The sequence below is a fragment of the Limimaricola hongkongensis DSM 17492 genome, from assembly GCF_000600975.2.
Lineage (GTDB): Bacteria > Pseudomonadota > Alphaproteobacteria > Rhodobacterales > Rhodobacteraceae > Limimaricola > Limimaricola hongkongensis.
Map to the genome: position 1 here is coordinate 26,098 of NZ_KK088653.1, position 22,224 is coordinate 48,321.

Below are 22,224 nucleotides of genomic sequence, written 5' to 3' on the forward strand. Positions count from 1 at the left end.
ATTCGACTTGAGCTGTACATTCAGCTGAGGTCATCACGAAGCGCCAAGTAAGGGTCTTTTCGCGCGGCAAAGCCATATTCGCCCAAGACACACCGAATGGCTCCTTAACTGCGCCACGGCATTTATTCGCGCAACCACTTGTTTATGAAGGAAATTCAAACTATCAACCCGGTCATCTCGAACAATCTTTAATAGATTCGAAACCTGTGTTAATCTCCGGGCAGGGCAGCACTTGAACGTGCGAATAACCGACTGACTGACGCACCTTCAGGGCATAGGCCCATGTGAAGTTAACCATTTTATCAGGTGGTCGTAATGTCATTCATTACCAGCGACGTATGCGAAGAAGTCGAGATTTGCGACGAAAACGAAATCGTGCAGGATTGCCTGCCCTCCGGTGACGATCTCGTCTGCGAATACACAATCACCCTTTATATCAAGGACTATGCCGACGGAAACTTGTTGAACAAGTACATGTCGGAAGGCCAGGGCGCGTCCTGGATGGGATGGCCCGTCGCCTACCAGTTCAAGAAAATGGTCAATACCGATGGCAGTGAATACTGGCACGCCATCGCCAATGGCACGAACGGCGACGATCTCATCAGCGGCCTCGGCCTTCTGAACGATCTCGAGCATGACAGCGCCGCCACCAAGCCCTACCCCTCGGTCTATGTCGGCGACCTGGTGCATTTCGACATCAACGGCCATGGCGGCGATGACAAGATCGAAGGCGCCCACAATGCCGACGTGCTGAAGGGCGGCTCGGGTGACGACCACATCAAGGCCCATGGCGGCGACGACATGGTCTATGGCGGCACCGGCGACGACGAAATCGAGGCCGGCGACGGCAACGACCTCGTCTGGGGCAACGAAGGCAACGACACGATCGATGGCGGCGCCGGGCACGACCAGCTCGACGGGGCCGACGGAAATGACGATGTCTCCGGCGGCGACGGCAACGACAACATCACCGGCGGCGCCGGCAACGACCTGCTCAAGGGCGACGCCGGCAACGACCACATGCTCGGCAACAGCGGCAATGACGAGATGTATGGCGGCGACGGCGATGACTGCATGGCCGGCGGCGACGACAACGATCGCATGTACGGTGATGGCGGCAACGACCTCATGACCGGCAATCTCGGCAATGACGTCATGTATGGCGGCGACGGCAACGACAAGCTCGACGGCAACGAGGGCAATGACTGGGTCCACGGCGACGGCGGCAACGATCTCGTGGTCGGTGGCGCCGGTGACGACCATGTCTATGGCGGCGACGGTGACGACATCGTCCGCGGTGGTATCGGCGACGACGAAATGTGGGGCGGCGAAGGCTGCGACCAGTTCGTCTTCTGCGAGGTCGACTTCAACTGCTCCGACATCATCTGGGACTTCGACACCCGGCCGCGGGGCGACCAGATCGATCTCACGCAGATCGACATCGACACGGTCCGGGTCCAGACGAGCGGGCTTGGCAATGTGGTCGGACTGGATCTCATCGTCGATGGCGAAACGGTCCAGCAGATCGAGGTCAACGCGTACAACATGCGGGCCAACATCGAATCCGTGTTCGAGCGCGACAGCACCTTCGGCACCGACGAAGGCGCGATGGTCCAGATCGGCGCGGGCGTCCGGGTCGACCTGCCGTCCGTTTCGGTTCTGCACACCGATGGCGGAATGTTCTTCTGAAACGGTCGTGGTGCCGGCGCCCCGCGTCGGCACCACGGTGCATTCCACGGGCAGACGCAGCATCCGCGACGCAGCCCGGCCACGGGTCTCGCACACCCGAATTCAAATGATATCGAAAAGATACGACGCGCTCGCCCCACTCCCGACACGTCACGTATCGATTGGTGAATCGCTCTGAGAGCAGGGAGTATTCATGGCCAGCCTGATCTTCAACGCAACCGCGTCCTTTTCCTTCTACGACATGAAACAGGCGCGAAAGGATTTCATTCCGCTCGTCAACAGCTACAGCGAAGCGCTGCTGACGCCTTCGGCGATAACGGTGAAGGACAACGACATCAATCTCACCAAGATCAGCGGAACGAATTTCACCTATACGACGAAAGACGGAAAGCTCGTCATTACCGGCGGGGAAGTCACCGATGTCGAAATTCGGATCGACAATGCGACGCCCGTTATCGAGATAACGGGTCTGGAAATAGACGCCGGCAAATTCGGCGGATTCCTGAGCTCCGGCTCGCGCAAGGCCTATGACCTTCTGTTCGAGGGCGACGACACCGTGTCCGGTGGAAAGAAGGACGATCTTCTCAAGGGATATCAGGGCGACGACATCCTGAACGGCTACCGGGGGAACGACACGCTTCTGGGCGGCGGCGGCGATGACAGGCTGTTCGGCGCCACCGGTCAGGACAGGCTGGTCGGCGGCGGCGGCAACGACGTCCTGCTGGGCGGCGGCGGAGACGACATTCTGCTGGGCGGCGGCGGCGATGACACCCTCATCGGCGGCGGCGGCGGCGACACCCTCGCCGGGGGCGGCGGCAACGACACGCTCAATGGCGGCGGCGGTGACGACGAGGTGAAGGGCGGCGGCGGGGCCGATACCTTTGTCTTCGACAAGGGAAGCGACAGGCTGGTCGGCGGCAAGGGCAACGACACGGTCCAGTTCAACGGCGATTTCGCCGATTACGACGTGAATTTCGGCAAAAGGGTGATCGTGGAAAGCGGCGGAGATCGCGACGTGCTGCTCGGCATGGAGCGGCTGGAATTCGACGACACGGTGTATGCGCGCCAGGGCGGCGACTGGGTCGAACTCGGATAGGCTGTGTTGCGCAGGCTCCTGTCACGGGGGCCACCGCCCAGATCGACCGGCGCCGTGCCGCGGCGGTTTTTGACCCAGCCTGCGGGCTGGGTCTTTTTTTGCGCGCCCCCCGAGCGTGTCCGTGACCGCCCCGTCACGCCGGCGACGGCCCGGCCCGCGCGGTGTGGACACATGCAGGCAGATCGGTAATGGAAGATCTGCCAATGTGAGAGGTGGGGGCACCACCGGGCCGGTCCCGCGCGATACGCCCCTGCAGGGCTGGCAGGAACCGGGCTCGGGACGCGCCGCGCGCCTTTTGCCGCCCGACACACACCGAGACCTGACCGCATATGACCGACACGCCGCCCGCCACGCTGACCCGCGAGAGCCTCGACATGCTGCGTTCGAGCAGCCTGTCGGGCGAGATCGTGCCCGAGGCCGAGATCGTGCCCGGCCTGCGCTTCGTGCCCGACCCCGATGCCGGCATGCGCGGGCGCTTTTCGAGCCCGGCGGGGCGGCTGCTCGAGATCGAGCTGACCCATGAACGCCCCGCCCGCTGGTGCGGGCTGCACATCCGCCTCGACGTGGGCGATCTGTCCGGTCTCGGCATCGTCGGCCTGTCGGCGCGCTTTGCCGCGCCGCACGCGATCGCCGTCGCGCCCTGCCTGCGCTCGGGCACCGAGACCGGCTTTGCCGATTGTTTCTTCGCGAAACAGGTGGCCGCCCTGCCGCGCCCGCTTTTGCATCTCGACGCGCTCGAAACCGACGGGCGGCACGACGCCCTGCCGCCCGCCGCGCCCTGGCGCGAGATCGTGCTGTTCCTGCCGACCGGCGATGTCCGGCTCGACCTGCACGACCTGCGGATTTTCGCGGCATGAGCGAGGCGGCCGCCAAGGGGCCCGCCCCGGATCTTGCCCCGGATCTCGCCGTCGTCATCCCGGTCTGGAACGACACCGACGGGCTCGACCGGCTGCTCGGGCAGATCGCCGGGATCGAGGCCGTGAGCCAGGTGGTGGTGGTCGACGACGCCTCGGACATCCCGGCCGACCCCGCGCGCCGCGGCTGGAGCGCCGCGCGGCTTGGCGCCGACCTGGTCTTCGCGCGCAACGCGCAGCAGCGCGGCGCCGGCTACGCGCGCAACCGCGGCCTGCAAAAGGTCACCGCCGGGCGGGTGATCTTCTTCGACAGCGACGACCGGTTCACGCCGGAATTCGCCCGGCTGATGGAAGAGCTGCCGCGGGACGGGTTCGATTTCGGCCTGTTCGCCCATGCCGACAGCCGCGTCGCGCAGGCCGGCGGCTGGGGGCCGCTGGCGGGCGACGAACGCATCTGGGAACGGGTCGGCATCATCGGCGCGCTGGCCGAGCTGCCCGCCGGGAAGATCCCCGAGCTGATCCAGCTCTCCGCCTATCCGTGGAACAAGGTCTATCGCACCGGTTTCCTGCGCGAGACCGGCATCCGCTGCACCGAGATCATGGTGCATAACGACATCGAGCTGCACTGGCTCAGCTTCCTGCGCGCGCGGCGCATCCTCGTCTCGGACCGGGTCGCGGCGCTCCATGTCGTGCAGCGCAACGGCGCAAGGCTGACCAACCGCAGCGGCGCCGAGCGGCTGGAGATGTTTCGCGCGCTCGACCCGGTGGCGCAGGAGATCGCCGGAACGGGCCCCGCCTTCACCCTGCCCTTCGCGAAATTCGTGATGGCGCTGTTCCACTGGGCCATGGGCCAGCTCGCGCCCGAGCATCACGACATCTTCCGGGCGCGCATCCGCGGCTTTCTCGCCCGCCATCTCGATGCCGCCGCCTTCGCCCGGATCGCGCGGGCCGAGCCCGAGCTGGCCGCGCGGATCAACGACCACCTGGCCTGGCAGCCCCGCGCGGTGCCGGCATGAGCACGCTGAGCCTGATCGTCACCGGCTTCGACGTGGGGCCGTGGATCTCGGCGGCGCTCGACAGCGCGGCGCGGGTGCTGCGCCCGGGCGACGAGCTGATCGTGGTCGACGACGCCTCGCGCGATGACGGCCCGGCCAAGATCCGCGCCTTCGGCGCGTCGGGGCGCCTGGCGCCCGGCGTCGCCTTCCGGCCGATCCTTCTGGGCCGCAACACGCCGGGCGGCGTCGGCCCCGCCGCCAATATCGGCATGGCCGCCGCGCGCGGCGACATCGTCGCCTTTCTCGATGGCGACGACTGGATCGAGGCGGCGGGTTTCGACGCCGCGAGGGACCGCTTCGCGGCGGAGCTGGCCGAAGAGAGCCCGGCCGATGTCCTGATCGCCAACTACCTCGAATGGCACGAGATCGACGGCCATGACCGCCGGCCCGCCGATGCCGGCCGCTGGGCCGGCGCCGAGACGCTGGAGGGGCCGCAGGCGCGCGATCTCGCCCTGTCGCTGATCGCCGTGCCCTGGCGCAAGCTCTATCGGCGCGGGTTTCTCGACGCCCACGGGCTGCGCTTTCCCGAGGGCGATTTCTTCTTCGAGGACAACCCGTTTCACTGGTCGGTGCTGCGCGCGGCGCGGCGCATCCTGTTCTGCGACCGGGTGATCTGTCGCCACCGCATCGCCCGGCCCGGCCAGACCATGACCTCGCGCGGGACCGAGCTTCTGGCCTTCTTCACCCATTACGACACGATCACCGCCGATCTGGGCCGGGGCGATCGCGCGCTCCGGGTTCAGGCGATGCGCTGGCTGGTGGGCAACATGACCTGGCACATGGAGCGGCTGTCGCCCGCGGCCATCGCGCCCTGGCTCGCGGCGGCGCAGCCTGCGCTGTCCGGCTTTTCCCGGCGCGCCTGGGCCCAGGAGGTGCGGCCCACGATCAGCCCTTGGGTGGCCGAGATCATGGATGCGATCCGGGCTGGCGACCTGACCCGGGCGGAGCTGCGGCTCCTGACCAGGGCCACGGCGCGGCAGGAGGCGCATCTGGAGCGCCAGCTGGGCAAGCTGCGGGGCGATCTGGACGCGCTGCGCGCGGCGCGTGGCGAAACGACGATACCGGAGGCCCGCTTGCAGGAGCTGACCTCCGCCTTCGCGGCCCTGTCCGTGGCGGCAAGGACCTGACCATGCCCTCCCACCAGGACGCGCCAAGCGGCTTTCCCGCCCCGCCTGCGCGTATCGCCGCGACACGTCGCGGACGCATGACACCACCGGCTACGACAAGGTAGGAGACCAGCGTGACAGCACATGAAGCACCGATCTACTGGCTCGGGGTGCACAAGACGGGCACCACCTTCCTGCAGGCCTGCCTCGAGGCCTCCCGCCCGGCGTTGGACCAGCACGGCGTGCAGTACCAGGCGCTCGATGCGTTTCGCGCGGCCCATACACGGCCGCTTCTGGACCATGACGGCACGCCCGAACCGGTCCCCGCGGCCCGCCCCGGCCGGCAGCTGGTCTTCGACGAGAACATCCTCGGCCTGGTGCAGCACGTGGCCGCCCCCGACGGGCTTTACCCCGAGGGCGCCTGGCGCGCCGACGAGATGGCCGACCATCTCGGCCTCGCGGCGCCGCGGCTGGTCCTGGGCCTGCGCGGTTTCGCGGGCTTCCTGCCCTCGCTTTACTGCGAGACCCTGAAATCGACCCGGTTCCTGCCGTTTCGGGCCTTTCTGCGCACCCCGACGGAGCGGCTGAGCTGGCAGCCGCTGGTCGCCGGGCTGCTCGATGCCTTTCCCGGCGCCTCGATCACGATCTACGAGGCAGAGAAGCTGCGCGGCCACGAGACCCGGCTGCTGTCGGCGCTTCTCGGGATTCCGATGGCGGCGCTGAAGCGGGCCGATCATTCCGAGCGGCCCGGCTTTTCGCAGCAGGCGGTCGACGCGATGCTGCGCCGGCACGAAGCGGGCGGCATCGACCGGGCCGGGGTGCAGGAGCTGATCAAGGCCCATCCCCGCGGCCCCGGCGCGCCGGGCTTCGACCCCTGGTCGCCCCAGGAACGCGCCCGGCTCGACGCGCTCTACGCCACCGATCTCGACGCCCTGTCCGGCTGGTCGCGGGTGCGCCTGATCGACCCCGCAAGCCCCGGCATCGCCGTCTGATCGCCGTTTGCTATGGCCCGCGCGCGACAACCGCGCGCTATTCGCCCGTCGCATCCCCTTCACCCCCACTCTTTCCTTCCATGTGCCACGTTTCCCGCTATCCATGGGAAAACACCGCACATCGAAGGGCGCCCATGAGCCGCGAGCCGCTGCCACCTTATTTCCGCATCGATCCCGACACCGCCCTGGCCGAGCTGGGCAACCCCACCGACACCCGTGGGTTCGCCGCGATCGCCGAGGCCTGCGCCCGCGGGCGGGCCGATCTCGCCTCGCGCGGCCTTGGCGAAGATGGCGCGCGCCGCCTGCGCCCTTTCTCGACATGGGAGATCACCCGCTACCTGATCCCGGTCGCGCCCGCGCATTTCCGCCGCGTGCTCAAATCCAACCCCGCGCTGCCGCAGGGCCGATCCGAGACCGAGGGCGGGGCGAAATGGTTCACGCTCGACGAGGTGCTGCGCCTGCGCGCGCATTTCGGCGCCGAAGGCTCGAAATCCAAACCCTACCTGCCCTATCGGCCCGAGGGCCTGCCCGCCAAGATGGTCGCGGTCGCCAACTTCAAGGGCGGCGTCGGCAAGACCTCGACCGCGGCGCATCTGGCGATGTCGGCGGCGCTCGACGGCTACAAGGTGCTGGTGCTCGATCTCGACAGCCAGGGCTCGATGACCTCGATCTTCGGCGGCCGCGTCGCCGATGAATGGCAAAGCGTCTACCCGCTGATCGCGCGGCATTACGCCGAGCACCTGGAGGCCGAGACCGCGCGGCGCGTGTCGCGCGGCGAAACGGCGCTGCCGCTCGACGACACGCTGACCGAGGCGCTGGGGATCGGCGCGGGCGATCTGGTGCAAAAGACGCATTGGCCGAACATCGACCTGATCGGCGCGCAGCTGAACCTCTACTGGGCCGAGTTCCAGATCCCGGTCTGGCGCATGCAGGCGCGCGGCTGGAAGCTGTGGGACGCGTTGACCGAGGTGCTGGAGCGCGACGGGCTGCTCGATGCCTATGACCTCGTCTTCATCGACACGCCCCCGGCGCTTGGCTACCTGACCATCAACGGCCTGGCGGCGGCGGATATCCTGCTGGTGCCGATGGGGGCGTCGTTTCTCGAATTCGACAGCACGGGCCGTTTCTTCGACATGCTGCACACCACCTTCGCCTCGATCGAAGAGGGCGAGAACACCGCCGCGCGGGCGCTGGGGCGCGACGAGACGGCGTTTCAATGGGACGCGGTGCGCACCATCGTCACGCGCTATGACGGCGCGCAGCAGGGCGAGCTGGCGGCGCTGATGCAGGCCTATCTCGGCCCGGTGATGAGCCCGCACCGGCAGGATTTCACGGCGCTGATCGGGCAGGCGGGCGAACAGGTGCAGGGCATCTACGAGGCCGATTACCGCGATTTCAACCGCGAAACCTATGCTCGCGGCCGCGAGACCTTCGACGAGACCTATGCCGCCTTCAAGAAGCTGCTGCTGGGGATCTGGCGGCGCGAGGAGCTGGAGGCGCGGGACGCGCAGGCGGCGCAGTGACCCCTTGGATGTTTCGCGCGCGAAACGGTCAATAGTGCTGACCGTTTCGCGCGCGAAACATCACCGGCCCCCTCCTTTACCCGATCTCAAGATTCCTGCCCCCATCCTGACGCGACACCTGCAAGGAGCCTGACCATGGCCAAGCGCAAGCGCCTCTCCCCGCCCCGCCTCGACGCCGCGCCCGGCGGCGCGCCCGAAACCAAGTCCGCCTTCCCGAGCTACCCGCTCGGGATCGCGCCGACCCGGCAGATGCCGATCGCCTCCGTGGCGCGGGAAACGGCGGACAAGGCCGCGCTCGACGAGCTGGGCCGGACGCTGGGCGCGGCGCGCGAGGAAGGGCGGCTCATTCAGTGGTTGCCGCTCGACCAGGTCGATGCCGGTCATCTCGTGCGCGACCGCATGGAAAGCTGCGAAGAGGAGATGCAGGCGCTGATCGACAGCCTGCGCGAGCGCGGCCAGCAGACCGCGATCGAGGTGGCCGATCTCGGGCCGGGGCGGTCGCCGCGCTGGGGGCTGATCTCGGGCTGGCGGCGGCTCACGGCGCTGCGGCGGATCGCCGACGAAGATGGCACGCCGGGGCGCGTCCTGGCCCTCCCGCGCACGCCGCGCAACGCCGCCGAAGCCTATCGCGCCATGGTCGAAGAAAACGAGATCCGCGTCGGGCTGAGCCATTACGAGCGCGCCCGCATCGTCGCCCGTGCCACCGATGCCGATGTCTATGACAGCGACACCGACGCGCTGCGCGGCCTGTTCGGCGCCGCCACCCGTTCGCGCCGTTCGAAGATCAAGAGCTTCGTGCGGGTGGTGCGGGCGCTCGACGACGCGCTGCGTTTTCCGACGCAGATCGGCGAGCGGCTGGGCCTGGAGCTGGCGCGCGGGCTCGATGACGATCCGGCGCTGGCCGAACGGCTGCGGTTGCGGCTGGACGACGCGGCCCCGGCCGAGGCGGCGGCAGAGGCCGGGATCATCGAGGCGGAACTGTTTCGCACCGATACACCGCCCGCATTCGGCCAGCCCGACGCCCGCCCCCGGCCCGCGCCGCGCGCCGCCCCGGTCGAGCTGCGCCCCGGCCTGACCTGCCGCGACACCGCGAAGGGCCTGTTGATTTCTGGCGATTTTCTGGAACAGGACGGGGTCCGAGACCGCATTCTCGCGCTGCTGCGCGACGGGATGACCGGCTGATGTTTCGCGCGCGAAACGGTCAACAATGCTGACCGTTTCGCGCGCGAAACATTCGCCCCGTCACTCGTCCTCGTCCGAGCCCATGTTTTCCTGGTGCCGGGTGATCGCCGCTTCGACATCCTCGAAATAGACCAGCTTGCCGTTTTCGAGCACCACCCCCGCCTGGCACAGCTTGCGCACCTGGTTCATCGAATGCGTCACCACCACGGCGCCCGCGCTCTTCATCCGCTCAAGAAACACCAGACGGCTCTTGCGCTTGAAATCGGCGTCGCCGACGCTGGTCACCTCGTCGACGAGATAGGTGTCGAAGGGAATGCCGATCGACACGCCAAAGGCCAGGCGCGACATCATCCCCGAGGAATAGGTGCGCACCGGCGAATGGAAATGCGGGCCCAGCTCGGCGAAATCCTCGACGAACTCCAGAAGCTCCTGCGTCTCGACGCCGTAGATGCGCGCCACGAAACGGGTGTTCTGCGCGCCGGTCATGTCGCGGTGAAAGCTTCCCTTGAACCCCACCGGCCAGGACACCGTGCCCGAGCTGACGATGCGGCCGCCGGTCGGCTGGATGGTGCCGCCGATCATCCCCATCAGGGTCGACTTGCCCGCGCCGTTGCGCGCCAGAAGCGCCACCGACACGCCCGAGGGAAAGGTGACCGACGCGTTGTCGATCACCACCTTGCGGCCCCAGCGGGTCTGGAAGCTCTTGCTCAGGTTCTCCAGCCGGATCACGCGGGCCGCCTCAGCGCCGGTCGTGCAGCGAGTAATAGACGAGGCTGCCGATCGCCCAGGCGAGAAAGCCGAACAGCGCCACGAGACCGATCATCATCCCGCGCTGCGGGAATTGCGACCGCTCCGACAGGGTGGGGCGGATATAGGTGGCGAGATAGCGGCTCTGCCGCTCGGCCTCGGCGCGGGCCGCGTCATAGGCGGCCAGCGCGGCGGTATAGGCGGTTTCCGCGAATTCGCGCTCCACGCTCAGCCGCTCGAACTCCGAAATCGTGGTGGCATAGCTCTCTCCCGCCGGGCCCTGCCCGTTGGCGCCGAACTTCTCGCGCTCCTGCGCGATGCGGGCCCGGATCACCTCGATCCGGCGCTGCGCCTGCGCCGCGCGCGGATCGCCCTCGCCGACGCTGTCGCCCAGAAGATCGAGATCGATCAGCGCCGCGGCAAGCTGCCCCTGCAGCGTGTTCAACAGCCCCATCTGGCCCTGGATGTCGGCGGTCGGATCGACGATCTGGTTTTCGACGCGAAACGCGGTCAGCGCCTCGCGCGCTTCCTTCAGCCGCTCCTGCGCGAGATCGAGATCCTCGCGCGCGTAGCGGGTCGCGTCCTCGCGCGCCACCGCCGACAGCTCGTTCACCGTGGCGCTGCTCTCGCGATAGATCTCCTGCGCGATCGCCTGCGCCTCGGCCGGATCGAAGGCCAGCACCCGCATCTCGATCAGCCCCGAGCCGCTGTCATAGGAGATCCGCAGCATCCGCTCCCAGTATTCGACCAGATCCTCGATCGTGCCGTCGGGATCGAAGGACAGCAGCGGGTCGGTCGCGTGGTGGCGCGCATAAAGCGCGCGCAGGTCGAGCTTGTCGTCGATCCGGCGGACGATCTCCTGGCTGCGGATGTATTCGTAGAGGATCTCGGCGTCGTTGTTGGCGCCGCCGCCAAGGCTCGACCCGAGCCCGCCAAGCAGGTCGGAGGCGCTGGAGATGTCCTCGCTGCGCACCGTGAAGCCGAGCGTCGAGGCGTATTGATCGACGGCGCGGCTATGCAGGTACCAGCTCGCGGCCCCCGCCGGGGCCAGCACCATCAGACCAAAGGACAGAACCAGGCCCCAATGCCGTTTGCGGACCTTGGCCGGACGGGCGAGCGGGCGCACCACCACCGGATCGGCCTCGGCCTCGGCGCGGGCCTTGTCGGCCTCGCGGCGGGCCTGGCGCGCCTCGCGGCGCAGCTCGCGCTTGGTCTTGGGGCCGCCGGGCGCATCGGTCAGCGCGCCCCCGCGCAGATCGGGCAGGTCGGGCACGGGGCGCAGGCGGTTTTCGTCGCGTGGGCTCGGCGCGTCGCGCTCCTCGGAGCTGTCGGTCGATCGGGTCCGGGGAGGGGCCATGCCGGGGTAACCTTCTGATCTGGCTGCGGCGCAGACTAGCCGCTCGCCGTCGCCTGTTCCAGTGAGGCGGCATGGATCGCGTCGTTGCGACCCGAGCGCCCGCGCAGGCCGTCGCGCAACCCCGCGCGCAGCATCCGCCGGTACAGCCCGCGCTCCGCCGCCGGGTAACGGCGCGACCGCCGCATCCAGGCCAGCGCGTAGAAGCCGACCGCGAAGGGCCACAGCACCGGCCCCGTGGCCAGGCGGCAGACCTCGATGTTGTTGCGCGCGAGATAATAGATCTTCCAGATCGGGCGCAGCGCCATGTCGGTGCCGAGGCTGCCGCAGGCATGTTCGAACCGCAGCCTGGGGTCGAGAAGCAGCCCCATCCCGGCCCGGCGCAGCCGCAGCGAATAGCTCACGTCGTCGCCATAGATGAACATGCCGCCATCGGGCAGGCCGACCCGTTCCAGCGCGGCGCGCGACAGGAAGAACCCCACGAAGCTCGCCACGTCGACCGGCTGCGCCGCCGCGCCGCGCAGCTCGGCATCGGTCAGGTGAAAGGCATGGGTGCCGCCGCGCAGCGTCGCCCAGAACAGCTTGCGGTCCCAGAACGGGTTGCGGGTCGGGCGGTTCATCTCGCAGACCGCGCCGTCCGGCAGAAACACCGCCGCCGCCACGGCGCCGGTGTCGTCGGGCAGGGTCGGCAGCGTCTCGCCGCGAAACGCCGCGATGGCGCCGGGTGCGGGGCGCGCATCGTCATCCATCAGCACGGTCCAGTCCGGGTCGAACCGCGCGGCGGCGTCGCGCAGGCCCATCTCGAACCCGCCGGCGCCGCCGAGATTGCTCTCGGGGCGCAACACCACGAGCCGCGGGTCGGACTGCGTCGCCAGCCAGTCGCCGGTGCCGTCGGTCGACCCGTTCTCGACCACGATCACGTGGTCGAGCGGCTCGGACAGCAGCCGGTTCAGGGTCTCCTGCAGGGCCGGCAGGCGGTTATAGGTGACGACGACCGCCGCGATGCGCGTCATGGATCAGGCCGGATCGACGGTGAAGGCGGGCATGGGCCGGGCGTCGGCGCGGGCCGCGAGAAAGGTCTCGGCCGCGGTCATCGCCTCGCGGATCGTCACGTCCATGTCGAGATAGCGATAGGTCCCGAGACGGCCCACGAAGGTCACCTTCGTCTCGGCGCGGGCGCGCGCCACGTAATCGTTCAGCAGCGCTTTTTCCTCGACCAGCCGGATCGGGTAATAGGGGATGTCGTCCGGCCCGCATTCGCGCGAGGTTTCGCGGTAGAGCACCGAGCCCTCGTGCTCTTCCCAGGGTGAGAAATGCTTGTGCTCGGTGATCCGGGTCTGCGGCACGTCGGCGTCGCCGTAATTCATCACCGCGCAGCCCTGCCAGTCGCCCATGGCCCGGAACCGCTCGAAATCGAGCGTGCGGTAGCCCAGACGGCCCAGATCGAAGCCATAGAAACCGTCGAGCGGGCCGGACCAGAACACGTGGTCCCACTCTTCCGCCTGCGCGGGTTCGAACCGCGTGTCGAGATGCACGGTGATGCCCGGATGGTCGAGAATGCGCTCGACCATGGCGGTGTAGCCGTGCTCGGGCATGCCCTGGAAGCGGTGGAAGAAATAGTTGTCGTCGTAGTTGAACCGCACCGGCAGCCGTTTCAGGATGCTCGCGGGCAGCTCGGTCGGCGAGCAGCCCCACTGCTTTTCGGTGTAGCCCTTGAAGAAGGCCTCGTAGAGATCGCGGCCGACGAAGGCGAGCGCCTGCTCCTCGAAGCTCTGCGGATCGGTGATGCTCTTGTCGGCCTGCGTGGCGATGAAATCGCGGGCCTCGTCGGGGCGCATGGTGCGCCCGTAGAACTGGTTGATGGTGTGCAGGTTGATCGGCAGCGAGAACACCTGCCCCTGCGTGGTCGATTTCACCCGGTTCTTGTAGGGCAGGAAATTGGCGAAGCGGTTGACGTAATCCCAGACGCCCTCGTCATCGGTGTGGAAGATGTGCGGCCCGTAGACATGCATCATCACCCCGGTTTCGGCGTCGCGCTCGGTGTGGCAGTTGCCGGCGACATGGGGCCGCGCATCCATCACCGTGACCGCGTGCCCGGCCTCGGCCAGCCTGCGCCCGATCACGGCGCCCGAAAGCCCCGCGCCCACCATCAAAACCCTGTCGCCCATGCGTCTCGTCCTCTTGCCCGGTCCGTCGGCGCTTTAACGGGAAATGCGCCGCGCGACTAGCTTGGAGATGGCCGCGGGGCCGGGCACCGGGCGGTTTATGGCCGGTTTGCACGTGGCTTGTGGTAGGATTGCCGCCGGGGAAGACGGGCGGCCTTCCCGGTTTTGCGTTTTGCATGTTCAGGAGGGACCGGCCATGACTGAAGTCCTCGTTTTGTCGGCCAATAACGGCACACTGGGCCAAGAGCCCTATCTCGTGAATTCCGACGGCAGCGGCGTCAGCCTGCTGGCCGATATCAACCCGGCGGGCGGCGGCAGCTTTGCCGAGCCCGGCGCGAGACTGAACGGCCTGTTCGTGTTCGGCGCCAGCGACGGCACCTCCGGCGAAGAGCTGTGGATCACCGACGGCACCACCGACGGCACCACGCGGCTCAAGGACATCGTGTTCGGCCCCGGATCCTCCTCCCCGGAGGATTTCTACGCGGTGAACAACCAGGTCTTCTTCACCGCCACCACCGCGGCCTTCGGAAACGAGCCCTGGGTCACCGACGGCACGAATGGCGGCACGATGCAGGTGCGTGACATCTTTCCCGGCGCCACCGGCTCGTTTCTCGACGAGGCGATCGTCTTCGACGGCGCGCTTCTGTTCACCGCCAATGACGGGGTGACCGGCTACAAGCTGTTCCGCTCGGATGGCACCGAGCTGGGCACCACCATCGTCCAGGATTTCGCGCCGAACCTGAGCTCCAATGAAATCGAGCTCGATCCCGATGCCGTCCTGGGGGGGTTCAGCTTCTTCGCGGCCACCACCACGGATGAGGGCGAGGAGCTGTGGAAGACCGACGGCACCACGGCAGGCACCACGCTGGTGCGCGACATCTTTCCCGGCAGCAGCGACTCCTTTCCCGACAACATGACCCTGTTCAAGGGGCGGATCTATTTCGACGCCAATGACGGCACGAATGGCGAAGAGCTCTGGGCCTCCGACGGCAGCTTCGGCGGCACGCAGATCCTCAAGGACATCAATTTCGGCGCCAGCAGCAGCGACCCCGACGATCTCACCGTGCTGGGCGACCTGATGATCTTCAGCGCAAGGGACGGTACCAATGGCGACGAGCTCTGGGCCACCAACGGCACCGGGGCGGGCACCTCCATGGTGGTGGACATCAACCCCGGCGGATCGTCGAGCAACCCGTCCAACTTCATCCCGGTCGGGGATGGCAGCCGGGCGGTCTTTGCCGCCAACAATGGCAGCCTTGGCAGAGAGCTGTGGATCACCGACGGCACCGCGGTCGGCACCGCGCTGCTCAAGGACATCAACCCCGGTGCGAGCAGCTCGGGCATCGGCAACCTGACCGCGGTGGGCGGGCGGGCCTATTTCACCGCCAATGACGGCACCAATGGCCAGGAGCTCTGGGTCAGCGACGGCACGGCGGCGGGCACCGAGCTGGTCGCGGATATCCGGCCCGGCGCGCCAAGCTCGAACATCGACATCCTCGGCGTCATGGACGTCAACGGCGCGCCGACCGGTCTCGGGCTGTCGACCGCGCAGGTGACCGAGAACGCCGCCGCCGGCACGGTGGTGGGCACGCTGTCGGCCACCGATCCCGACGGCGACGCGCTCGGTTTTGCGCTGAGCGACAATGCGGGCGGGCGCTTCGCGATCTCGGGCAACACTCTCGTGGTGGCGGGCGCGATCGACTTCGAAGCGACCGAGGAACTCGGCATCACCGTGGTCGTCAGCGATCCCGACGGCGCCACCCAGACCGAGAGCTTCACCATCGAGGTGCTCGACGTCGCGGATGCCACGGCGGGGCCGGACCGGCTGTTTGGCGGGCCGGGCAACGACCGGATCGACGGTCTGGCGGGCAATGACCGGATCGATGGCCGCAAGGGCAATGACGACCTGATCGGCGGCAGGGGCAACGATCGGCTGCTCGGCAAGGCCGGGTCCGACGACCTGTCCGGCGGCAAGGGCAACGACACGCTGCTCGGTGGCGGCGGGGCCGACGATATCGGTGGCGGGCGCGGGCGCGACACCATCCGTGGCGGCGACGGCAACGACACGATCAATGGCGGGCTCGGGCGCGACATGATGACCGGCAATGCCGGGCGCGACAGCTTCGTGATCAAGGGCCGGGCGCAGGGCGATCACATCACCGATTTCCAGCGCAACCGCGACACCATCGACCTGTCGTCGGAGGGGGTCGATTTCAACGACATCACGGCGCTCGCCCGCGGCGACGACACGCTGCTGCGGATCGACGGGGTCGGGCGGCTCTTTCTCGATGACTTTGCCCCGGCGCGGGTGATCGAGGAGATGTTCGACTTCTGAAGATGCGGCCTCCGCCCCCGGGCGGGGGCCGCGACACGGGGCAGGACAGGGCAGGCCAAGGCAGAGCAGGGCAGGGCCATGATTTGCCATGACATCGCCGCGAATATCGCTACTCAGGGATGATCCATACGGGAATACGTCATCCAAGGGTTTAACAGATGCCGACTTACAAGGCTTCCGCGACGCTGTTCGAGCTGAACACCGACACCTTCACCTACGATATCACGAACGGCACCTTCGCGGTCCGGTTCGACAACAGCCGCTTTTCCTATGACGTGCTGCAGCACCAGGGCGGATCCATACCGGCGATCGAGGTGGGCGGCAGCGTCACGCCGCATGCGATGTCCTTCGACGGGCGTGCCATCATGGAAAACGGCATGAGAGTGACCGATGTCGCCCTGGGCGACCTGCATTGGGGTGCGGGGCGCGAAACGCGGGTGATGTCCCTGACGATGACCGATTTCGTGTTCGACGACATCGATCAGGACTTCGATTTCGACTTCGAAGGCATGCAATTCCAGATGGTGGTGATACCCATTTCGGGCGACGTCATGCCCGATCTGACCAGGGGCGGCTTCGGCCCCCTCGACGAGATGGGCGTGCTCGTCGACATGACAGCCGATGCCCAGATCAGCGAGGGGCCCATGGCGGCCGGGCGCAGCTTCGACACCGCCCTGCTTTTCGCCGACGATACCTCCGGCCTCTTGCGCCAGGGCGGTGACGGCGGCGACCGTCTCATGGGCAAGCGCAGCGACGATCTGCTGGTCGGCGCGCAGGGCAACGATTTGCTCAAGGGCAAGGGCGGCGCCGACACGATGATGGCCGGGGCCGGTCATGACAAGCTGCTCGGTGGCAACGGGCATGACGCGCTGTCGGGCTGGTTCGGGCGCGACCGGCTGCTGGGGCAGGGCGGCGACGACACGATGTTCGGCGGCGCCGGGAATGACCGGCTCGTCGGCGGGCGCGGCGACGATCTGCTTTCGGGCGATGGCGGGGCCGACGCCTTCGTCTTCGGCAAGCGGCATGGCGACGACACGATCTCTGATTTCGACACGACCGAGGACCGTCTCGTGCTCGATGACAGGCTCTGGCGCGGCACCCGCGACGCCGAGGCGGTGGTCGATCGCTTTGCCGAGAGCACCGATGCGGGCACGCTGCTCGATTTCGGGCGCAAGGGCTCGGTGCTGCTCGAGGATGTGTGGATCGACGGGCGGGCCGACCGCGCGGCGTTGATCGAGGCGATCGACATCGCCTGACGGCGGTCAGACCAGATCGATCTGGTCGATCAGCGTGGCGGGGCGCGCGACATCCTCGATCCTGAGACGGTCGTGACCGCCGAAATCGAACAGCGTGTCTTCGCCGCGTGTCGTGGCGAAGCGCGCCACGACATCGCGCGGGGACAGATCGCCGCGCCACAGCGCCGTATCGAGCGCGATCCGGTCGCGCGGCTGCAGGTCGGTGATCCGGTTGCGCCCGGTCTCGAACACGAAGCGGTCGGCACCGCCGCCGCCCGACAGGAGATCGTTGCCCTTGCCGCCGCGCAGCGTGTCGGCGCCCTTGCCGCCGCGCAGCGTATCGGGGCCGCCGCCGCCGATCAGCCGATCCGCGCCGCCGCCGCCGCGCAGCCCGTCCGGCCCGGCCCCGCCCCAGAGCCGGTCATGACCGGCATGACCCCAGAGCAGATCCGCCCCCGCGCCGCCCCGCAGCCCGTCATCGCCGCCACGCCCCCAAAGCCGGTCGTCGCCGCCCCTGCCGAGGAGCCTGTCGTCACCGGCGCCGCCGCGCAGCCGGTCGGGCCCCGCGCCCCCGCGCAGCGGCGGGACGGGCGGGACGTCCCCGGCGCCCCCTGTAACCGGGCGCGGCGGCGCCAGGGGGGTGTCCGGGGCGGGTCCGCTTTCGCCGGCGATCGCCACCAGCGGCAGATGCGTCCCGCCGATCAGATCGCGCGCGGTCAGGCGCGCGGGCTCCGGCGCCCGGCCCGCCGCCCCGTGCAGCAGCAGCACTTCGTCCCCGTATTCGAGCCGCAGCGCCGTCCCCTCGACCCGCATCGCCAGCTGCGAGACGTCGCGCAGCATCGGCCAGGCCGACAGATCGAGCCGGTCCCGCCCCTGTTCGAAATCGATGATCGTGTCGGGGCGGCCATCGGCGTCGAGCACGAAGAGATCGGCCCCCGCCCCGCCAGAGAGCCTGTCGCGGCCCGCGCCGTCGCGCAGGATGTCGTCGCCCGCGCCGCCCGACAGGGTGTCGTCCGCGCCGGTGCCGAGCTGCAGAGCGCCGCCGCGCAGGTCGAGCCGCAGCCGCGTCAGCCCCGGCGCGCCGGCCGCGGCGACGAAGATGTCGAGCCCGTCGCCCGCGCCCCGGACCGCAAGCGCCGAGGTGTCGCCAAGCCCCAGACCGACGCCATCGGCCAGATGCGCCAGCGCCACCAGCCGCCCGCCCGGCAGCAATTCATGCACCGAGACCCCGTCATCGGCGCCGCCCGAGATCACGAAGCCGCGGCCATGATGGCCGATCGTGGCGAGGGCCGTGATCCCGCCGAAGCGGCTGTCGCGGTCGTCGATCAGGTGGTCGGTGACGCGCAGGCCGCCATCGGCGCCGATTTGCATCACGCTGAGCGAGCCGCTGCCCGCCGCGCCGAGCACGAGATGGGGCGTGTTGCCCAGTGTCAGGGTCTCGAGCGCGGTGGGGGCCGCGATCCACAGCCCCGCGTCAGGGCCGATCGCCCCGCGCGCCGAGAGACCGCCATCCCGCGCGATCGACAGCGTGGTGACGGCAGGATCCGGCCCGTCGCCCGCGGCAAAGAGAAAGCGGCGATCGCCGATCTCGGCCGAAGCGAGCGCGGTCACGCTTTCGAGCCGGGTGGCGGGGCCGTCCGGGGTGACGCCCGACGACAGGACCGCGCCGTCCTCCGAAAGCCGCAACCGGGCGATGCCGGGACGATCCGACAGCCCGCCATAGACCGCCTGCCCGCCGCCCGGCAGCGTCACCGTTTCCACATCGACCGGGGCCGAGACGCCCCAGCCGGGCAGCGGCAGCGCCCGGCCCGCGCCGATCGTGCCGCTGCCCGGCAATGCGTGCAGCCTTGGCGCGCCAAGGCCGGTCGCCAGCAGCACCGGACCCGAGGCGAGATCGAGAAACGCCAGATCCGGCGTCGCCCCGGCCCGCGCCGCGCCGTCGAGATCGCGCCCGTGGCGGGGGGCGAGACCGCTGGCGGGCGTGTCCCAGGCTTCGATCCGCCCGCCGCTTCGGGTGATGGAATAGAGCGCCCCGTCATCGGCCCGCGCGACCAGCGCGGTGATGCCCGGCATCGCCGCATCGCCGGGGCTGCGCGCCCTGAACTCCAACCCGGCCATCCCGCTCTCCCGGCATCCCACACCAAGCCGTGACGCGGCGCCGCGCCACGGGGCGGGCAGCGGCGGGGCAAGGCGGCGACCTTTGTGCCGGTTTAGGGACGAATGCGCGGCAACCGGCGCGGGTCATGCGGCTCGGCGCTTCCTTCCTGCGGCTCGGCGCTTCCTTCCTGCGGCGAAAACTGAGAAGAGCAGATCCAATCGAGACCACAAGCACGTCCTCGACGAAATCGACACGGCAGGTCGCCAGAGAAAAGGATGTCTTCATGAAGATCGCAGTTGCAGGGCTTGGCTATGTCGGCCTGTCGAACGCGGCGCTGCTGGCGCGGCATCACCCGGTGGTCGCGGTCGATATCTCCGACCGGCGCGTGCGGATGGTCAACGCCCGCGAGGCGCCGATCGCGGATGCCGAGCTGGAGCGCTGCTTTGCAAAGGACGATCTCGATCTCGGCGCCACGACAGACGCCGCCGAGGCCTATCGGCGGGCCGACTGGGTCATCATCGCCACCCCGACCAATTACGACCCCGACACCAACGCCTTCGACACCTCGTCGGTCGAGGCGGTGATCGCGCAGGTGCTGGCCGCCTCGGCGCATGCGGTGATCGTGGTGAAATCGACCGTGCCGGTGGGCTTCGTGACCCAGATGCGCGCGCGCTTCGCGACCGACCGGATCCTGTTCTCGCCCGAGTTCCTGCGCGAGGGAAAGGCGCTTTACGACAACCTGCACCCGTCGCGCATCGTGGTCGGCGAACGCTCGGACCGGGGCCGGGCCTTCGCGGAGCTGCTGGCGGGCGCGGCGCTGGACCGGGACGTGCCGGTCCTGCTCACCGACCCGGACGAGGCCGAGGCGATCAAGCTCTTTGCCAACACCTATCTCGCGATGCGGGTGGCCTATTTCAACGAGCTCGACAGCTATGCGATGGGGCATGGCATGGACAGCCGCCAGATCATCGAGGGCGTGGGGTTCGATCCGCGCATCGGCGCGCATTACAACAACCCCTCCTTCGGCTATGGCGGTTACTGCCTGCCCAAGGACACGCGCCAGCTGCTCGCCAATTACAGCGAGGTGCCGCAGAACCTGATCCGCGCCATCGTCGACGCCAACGCCACCCGCAAGGATTTCCTCGCCGACCGGATCATCGCGCGCGCGCCGCGCCGGGTCGGCGTCTACCGGCTGGTGATGAAGACCGGATCGGACAATTTCCGCGACAGCTCGATCCAGGGGATCATGAAGCGGATCAAGGCCAAGGGCATCCCGGTGACGCTCTACGAGCCCGAGCTGGCCGCCGAGAGCTTCTTCAATTCACCGGTGGAGCGCGACCTTGCCGCGTTCAAGCGCGACTGCGACCTGATCCTCGCCAACCGCCGCGCGCCGGAGCTCGACGACGTGGCCGAGAAGATCTTCACGCGCGACCTGTTCGGGAACGATTGAGGGGCGGGCCGTCACGCGCCCTGCCGGGGCGCGTGATCTTCACGACAGGTGGCGCCGCAGCGGCGACAGCTTGCGGCGCAGACCCTTGGGCAGACGACGGGCCACCTGGGCGACGACGCCGGTGCTTGGGGTTTGCGTGACCTCTCCAGCTTTGCGCTTGCCCGATTTCTTTTTTGCGACCGCGCCCTTTGCCTTGCGCTTGCCATCTGGGTCCCAGTTCTTGGCACGCAACTGCTTCGGACGCATCGCCGTCGACATCGTGTCGGGCGCGGCCGCAATCATTCTCACCAAGAGCTGTCCCAGCCCTTCGATCAGGCGCAGGGCGTCTGGCCCAAAATAGCTCGCAGCATCGATTGGCTGGACAGTTTCGCGCGCCTTTCCGGGAGCGGCTTCAAGCGATTTGGACAAGGGCGAACCCTCGAAATAAAGCCGGTCCACCTCGGCAGCGTCATCGCGGTATGCCTTGACCAAAGTCTCCGCAAGACTGCGATGCAGCTGAGGTTTTTCAGTATTCTTGGGCCGCGGCAGAGCCGAAATCAGCTGGGCGAGGTTCCAGCCCAGAGTTTTCTGGGCATCGCGCATTCGCGCCTGTTTCGGAAAAGTCGCATGAATAGCGCGCAACGCCGCGAGATCGGCAGCTGTCAGGCTTTCATTTGCACCGGCGACCGCCTGAGGCTTCACCGGATCGCCATGAAACACGAAATTGAGGAAATCCTCGACCACGTCGCCGCCGCGCAATTCGGAGCGGATCATCGGTCGCACCGTGTAGGCATCACCCCATTGCGCCTTCCAACGGGCGATACGCGGCGCGTACATCAACAGTCCAGAATCAAGCAGACGTTCGTGCATTTCCTCAAGCCGGCCTAGAAACAAGCCCTGCTTGGATCGCTCAGCATAGGTCGAGACGACTCTCTCGGCATGGGGACGCAGATAGGTAATGAAGCGGATCCGGCCCTGCCATTCGCCCAGATACTGGCGCACCATCTCGGCGAATTCATCAGGGTCGCTAAACTCAAAACCTTCAGCCGAGACCACCGCAATATCGGCATCCGAACGTTCGAGATCGGATCTCAGCGCGGTCCAGCGCTTCTTGGCAAATGGCTTGTCCTTGGGGCGATTAATCGTATGCGCCAACGGGATGTGGTTAACACGCGCATTGTACAACAAGGTCTTCGAGGCCCCGGTCCAGGCCTGCGCCACCAGGGTCTGCTGGATAGAGGTGGAGCCGGTCTTGCTGTCGCCCAGATGAAATACGATCTCGCCTACCATGTGGTCCTGCCTCGGTTGTCGCCTGGCGACCTTCTTACGCGGTCGCCCGATTTTGGGAAAGTCGGATCCGGGCG

At 67.9% G+C, this 22,224-nt stretch carries 17 protein-coding genes; 11 read left to right on the plus strand and 6 right to left on the minus strand.

The genetic code is table 11. From position 1 onward, the window contains the following. The first annotated feature begins 315 nt into the window (after positions 1-315). From LOKHON_RS16585 to LOKHON_RS10695, 8 genes are all read left to right on the plus strand, one after another. Positions 316-1,689, plus strand: a complete 1,374-nt coding sequence (locus LOKHON_RS16585; RefSeq protein ID WP_017929923.1) for a calcium-binding protein — start codon at positions 316-318, stop codon at positions 1,687-1,689. A gap of 193 nt (positions 1,690-1,882) precedes the next feature. Further along, positions 1,883-2,785: a calcium-binding protein gene (locus LOKHON_RS10665; protein ID WP_017929924.1), complete on the plus strand. Its 903-nt coding sequence runs from the start codon at positions 1,883-1,885 to the stop codon at positions 2,783-2,785. 329 nt (positions 2,786-3,114) lie between these two features. Beyond that, complete coding sequence (locus LOKHON_RS10670) at positions 3,115-3,642, plus strand: hypothetical protein (protein ID WP_017929925.1); 528 nt, start codon at positions 3,115-3,117, stop codon at positions 3,640-3,642. Then, complete coding sequence (locus LOKHON_RS10675; protein WP_017929926.1) at positions 3,639-4,655, plus strand: glycosyltransferase family 2 protein; 1,017 nt, start codon at positions 3,639-3,641, stop codon at positions 4,653-4,655. The genes LOKHON_RS10670 and LOKHON_RS10675 overlap by 4 nt, the downstream gene beginning before the upstream one ends. Beyond that, entirely contained in the window at positions 4,652-5,821 is a 1,170-nt protein-coding gene (locus LOKHON_RS10680; RefSeq protein ID WP_017929927.1) for a glycosyltransferase family 2 protein, read from the plus strand. Before LOKHON_RS10675 ends, LOKHON_RS10680 begins: the two co-directional genes overlap by 4 nt. A gap of 113 nt (positions 5,822-5,934) precedes the next feature. Beyond that, the gene (locus LOKHON_RS10685) at positions 5,935-6,792 is read left to right on the plus strand and encodes a hypothetical protein (protein WP_162561793.1); all 858 of its coding nucleotides are present in this window, start codon (positions 5,935-5,937) and stop codon (positions 6,790-6,792) included. A gap of 134 nt (positions 6,793-6,926) precedes the next feature. Next, on the plus strand, positions 6,927-8,315 hold the full coding sequence (locus tag LOKHON_RS10690) for an AAA family ATPase (protein WP_017929929.1): 1,389 nt from the start codon (positions 6,927-6,929) through the stop codon (positions 8,313-8,315). Positions 8,316-8,450: 135 nt separating this feature from the next. Next, entirely contained in the window at positions 8,451-9,497 is a 1,047-nt protein-coding gene (locus LOKHON_RS10695) for a ParB/RepB/Spo0J family partition protein (RefSeq protein WP_017929930.1), read from the plus strand. Positions 9,498-9,557: 60 nt separating this feature from the next. On the opposite strand, the gene LOKHON_RS10700 is transcribed toward LOKHON_RS10695, so the two are convergent. The 4 genes from LOKHON_RS10700 to LOKHON_RS10715 are packed head-to-tail and all read right to left on the minus strand — an operon-like array spanning position 9,558 to position 13,766. Beyond that, positions 9,558-10,226: an ABC transporter ATP-binding protein gene (locus LOKHON_RS10700; protein WP_017929931.1), complete on the minus strand. Its 669-nt coding sequence runs from the start codon at positions 10,224-10,226 to the stop codon at positions 9,558-9,560. 10 nt (positions 10,227-10,236) lie between these two features. Continuing rightward, positions 10,237-11,601, minus strand: coding sequence for a KpsE/RkpR family capsule polysaccharide export protein (locus tag LOKHON_RS10705; RefSeq protein ID WP_017929932.1), 1,365 nt, complete (start codon positions 11,599-11,601; stop codon positions 10,237-10,239). Between the two features lie 35 nt (positions 11,602-11,636). After that, positions 11,637-12,611 carry a glycosyltransferase gene (locus LOKHON_RS10710; protein WP_017929933.1) on the minus strand — a complete coding sequence of 325 codons (975 nt, stop codon included), beginning with the start codon at positions 12,609-12,611 and terminating at the stop codon, positions 11,637-11,639. Positions 12,612-12,614: 3 nt separating this feature from the next. Further along, positions 12,615-13,766, minus strand: coding sequence for a UDP-galactopyranose/dTDP-fucopyranose mutase family protein (locus LOKHON_RS10715; RefSeq protein WP_017929934.1), 1,152 nt, complete (start codon positions 13,764-13,766; stop codon positions 12,615-12,617). A 193-nt stretch (positions 13,767-13,959) separates the two neighbouring features. Here LOKHON_RS10715 and LOKHON_RS10720 point away from each other — a divergent pair, with 193 nt between their 5' ends. Both LOKHON_RS10720 and LOKHON_RS10725 read left to right on the plus strand, forming a co-directional pair. Beyond that, positions 13,960-16,098 (plus strand): ELWxxDGT repeat protein, encoded by a 2,139-nt coding sequence (locus tag LOKHON_RS10720; protein WP_162561794.1) that lies wholly within the window; start codon positions 13,960-13,962, stop codon positions 16,096-16,098. Positions 16,099-16,256: 158 nt separating this feature from the next. Continuing rightward, the gene (locus LOKHON_RS10725) at positions 16,257-17,354 is read left to right on the plus strand and encodes a calcium-binding protein (protein WP_017929936.1); all 1,098 of its coding nucleotides are present in this window, start codon (positions 16,257-16,259) and stop codon (positions 17,352-17,354) included. Between the two features lie 6 nt (positions 17,355-17,360). Here the strand turns inward: LOKHON_RS10725 and LOKHON_RS10730 are convergent, their stop codons facing one another. Continuing rightward, positions 17,361-19,451, minus strand: a complete 2,091-nt coding sequence (locus LOKHON_RS10730) for a calcium-binding protein (RefSeq protein ID WP_017929937.1) — start codon at positions 19,449-19,451, stop codon at positions 17,361-17,363. 263 nt (positions 19,452-19,714) lie between these two features. On the opposite strand from LOKHON_RS10730, the gene LOKHON_RS10735 reads away from it, so the two are divergent. Beyond that, entirely contained in the window at positions 19,715-20,881 is a 1,167-nt protein-coding gene (locus LOKHON_RS10735) for a nucleotide sugar dehydrogenase (RefSeq protein WP_017929938.1), read from the plus strand. 39 nt (positions 20,882-20,920) lie between these two features. Here LOKHON_RS10735 and LOKHON_RS10740 read toward each other — a convergent pair whose 3' ends face one another. Beyond that, positions 20,921-22,150 (minus strand): hypothetical protein, encoded by a 1,230-nt coding sequence (locus LOKHON_RS10740; protein WP_017929939.1) that lies wholly within the window; start codon positions 22,148-22,150, stop codon positions 20,921-20,923. Positions 22,151-22,224: the final 74 nt, after the last annotated feature.

What these genes read in the sequence shown, in the direction of transcription:
- LOKHON_RS10720 (WP_162561794.1), top strand. Translation starts at nt 13,960, where the DNA reads ATGACTGAAGTCCTCGTTTTGTCGGCCAATAACGGCACACTGGGCCAA.
- LOKHON_RS10675 (WP_017929926.1), top strand. Translation starts at nt 3,639, where the DNA reads ATGAGCGAGGCGGCCGCCAAGGGGCCCGCCCCGGATCTTGCCCCGGAT.
- LOKHON_RS10670 (WP_017929925.1), top strand. Translation starts at nt 3,115, where the DNA reads ATGACCGACACGCCGCCCGCCACGCTGACCCGCGAGAGCCTCGACATG.
- LOKHON_RS10680 (WP_017929927.1), top strand. Translation starts at nt 4,652, where the DNA reads ATGAGCACGCTGAGCCTGATCGTCACCGGCTTCGACGTGGGGCCGTGG.
- LOKHON_RS10740 (WP_017929939.1), bottom strand. Translation starts at nt 22,150, where the DNA reads ATGGTAGGCGAGATCGTATTTCATCTGGGCGACAGCAAGACCGGCTCC.
- LOKHON_RS10725 (WP_017929936.1), top strand. Translation starts at nt 16,257, where the DNA reads ATGCCGACTTACAAGGCTTCCGCGACGCTGTTCGAGCTGAACACCGAC.
- LOKHON_RS10695 (WP_017929930.1), top strand. Translation starts at nt 8,451, where the DNA reads ATGGCCAAGCGCAAGCGCCTCTCCCCGCCCCGCCTCGACGCCGCGCCC.
- LOKHON_RS10735 (WP_017929938.1), top strand. Translation starts at nt 19,715, where the DNA reads ATGAAGATCGCAGTTGCAGGGCTTGGCTATGTCGGCCTGTCGAACGCG.
- LOKHON_RS10710 (WP_017929933.1), bottom strand. Translation starts at nt 12,611, where the DNA reads ATGACGCGCATCGCGGCGGTCGTCGTCACCTATAACCGCCTGCCGGCC.
- LOKHON_RS10665 (WP_017929924.1), top strand. Translation starts at nt 1,883, where the DNA reads ATGGCCAGCCTGATCTTCAACGCAACCGCGTCCTTTTCCTTCTACGAC.
- LOKHON_RS10705 (WP_017929932.1), bottom strand. Translation starts at nt 11,601, where the DNA reads ATGGCCCCTCCCCGGACCCGATCGACCGACAGCTCCGAGGAGCGCGAC.
- LOKHON_RS10730 (WP_017929937.1), bottom strand. Translation starts at nt 19,451, where the DNA reads ATGGCCGGGTTGGAGTTCAGGGCGCGCAGCCCCGGCGATGCGGCGATG.
- LOKHON_RS16585 (WP_017929923.1), top strand. Translation starts at nt 316, where the DNA reads ATGTCATTCATTACCAGCGACGTATGCGAAGAAGTCGAGATTTGCGAC.
- LOKHON_RS10690 (WP_017929929.1), top strand. Translation starts at nt 6,927, where the DNA reads ATGAGCCGCGAGCCGCTGCCACCTTATTTCCGCATCGATCCCGACACC.
- LOKHON_RS10715 (WP_017929934.1), bottom strand. Translation starts at nt 13,766, where the DNA reads ATGGGCGACAGGGTTTTGATGGTGGGCGCGGGGCTTTCGGGCGCCGTG.